2 protein-coding genes and 1 pseudogene are annotated in these 1201 nt (G+C 60.0%); 1 reads left to right on the forward strand and 2 read right to left on the reverse strand.

Features of this window, described 5'->3' with window-relative positions; all coding sequences use genetic code 11:
* Positions 1 to 126 precede the first annotated feature (126 nt).
* Positions 127 to 738, reverse strand: a pseudogene (locus BHU06_RS21905) (hydroxypyruvate isomerase family protein); the annotation flags it as partial.
* Positions 739 to 762: 24 nt separating this feature from the next.
* Entirely contained in the window at positions 763 to 975 is a 213-nt protein-coding gene (locus BHU06_RS22740; protein WP_139147185.1) for a hypothetical protein, read from the reverse strand.
* Here BHU06_RS22740 and BHU06_RS23085 point away from each other — a divergent pair.
* The coding region (locus tag BHU06_RS23085) for a transposase (RefSeq protein WP_254668226.1) at positions 974 to 1201 on the forward strand (228 nt) is incomplete at its 3' end. The genes BHU06_RS22740 and BHU06_RS23085 overlap by 2 nt on opposite strands.

Below are 1201 nucleotides of genomic sequence, written 5' to 3' on the forward strand. Positions count from 1 at the left end.
AGGCCACCATACCCGTTTACAAAGCGAACAGGAAAGTCAATGAAATCAACGGTCTACCCAGACCACCCCCGCGCCAGTGCTAGCTTTGCGTACCGTCACTTATTGCACTGAAAACGAGGAGACCCCATGACCCACGCGCCCAGATGGCAGGTAGTCGCGCAGCTTCACGGCCACGTCGCCCTCGACAATCTGGCAATGGTAGAGATCCATCTGCACCTTGAGATGAGGTGAACCGATGTCCTGAACGATGGCATGAGCCTCAATCTGGCGGTTGAGGAGGTAGCCGGGGATGTCGCGCGTATTGATGGGTTCGATCAAGATGTCGATCCCGACTCGCGCTGCCTCATCGGCAGCCCACGCCAGATTTTTGAGATAGATCGCATGCGCCGTCTCGAGAGCGAGCTGTGCGGGCAGGACACCCGCCATCACGTGAATGCGCGGACACGCCAATGCCGTCGCATAGTCCAATGCCTTGTAGATGCCGGCCCGAAACTCGGCTTCGCGCCCTGGCAGGCAAGCGATTCCGCGCTCGCCGTGGTTCCAGTCCCCGGGCGGGCCATTGAAAAGCACCTGACGCAAGCCATTCGCGGCCAGGCGCTGGGCGATGGTTTCCCTGGGATGGTCATAAGGAAACAGGTACTCCACCGCCTTAAAACCATCGCGCGCAGCGACCTCGAAGCGCTCAAGGAAATTGAACTCCGGGTAGAGCATGGATAGGTTGGCGGCAAAGCGGGGCAAGGTGCGGACTCCCTGGTTGATGGTTCACCAGCGCGCGCCGAAAGCGCGACGCAGTTGTTCGAGTGCCTCGTCGTCGAGCGGTACGGCGTCTGGGCACAGGCGCGAGAGCCGGGCGCTCTCTTCGAGTTCCTCGAGAACGGTCATGGCTGCAACGGGGGAGTCATTGACCTGCCCCCCACCAGCCGTACCAGTCTGAAGTTCGTGAAGTCCGTCAACCACCAGGAGAATGACGGACATGAAGAAGAGCAGATTCACCGAGGAACAGATCATCGGCTTCCTCAAACAGGCCGAGGCAGGCATGCCGATCAAGGAGCTGTGCCGCAACGGCGGCTTCAGCTGTCAACGCCGGTTGAATTTTCCTCAGATTGGCCGGAGTAAATTTCCCCACCTGGTGTGTGCGGGTGATCAGCCCGTGATGGGGTCTCGTGGCTCCTTGGGTGGTCTGCCGGGTCGGCGTTTGATG

Origin of the sequence: Hydrogenophaga sp. PML113 (assembly GCF_001777155.1) — a bacterium.
In the GTDB taxonomy this organism is placed as follows: domain Bacteria; phylum Pseudomonadota; class Gammaproteobacteria; order Burkholderiales; family Burkholderiaceae_C; genus Hydrogenophaga; species Hydrogenophaga borbori.

Coding starts and splice junctions, on each gene's coding strand:
- BHU06_RS22740 (WP_139147185.1), bottom strand. CDS start 975: ATGTCCGTCATTCTCCTGGTGGTTGACGGACTTCACGAACTTCAGACT.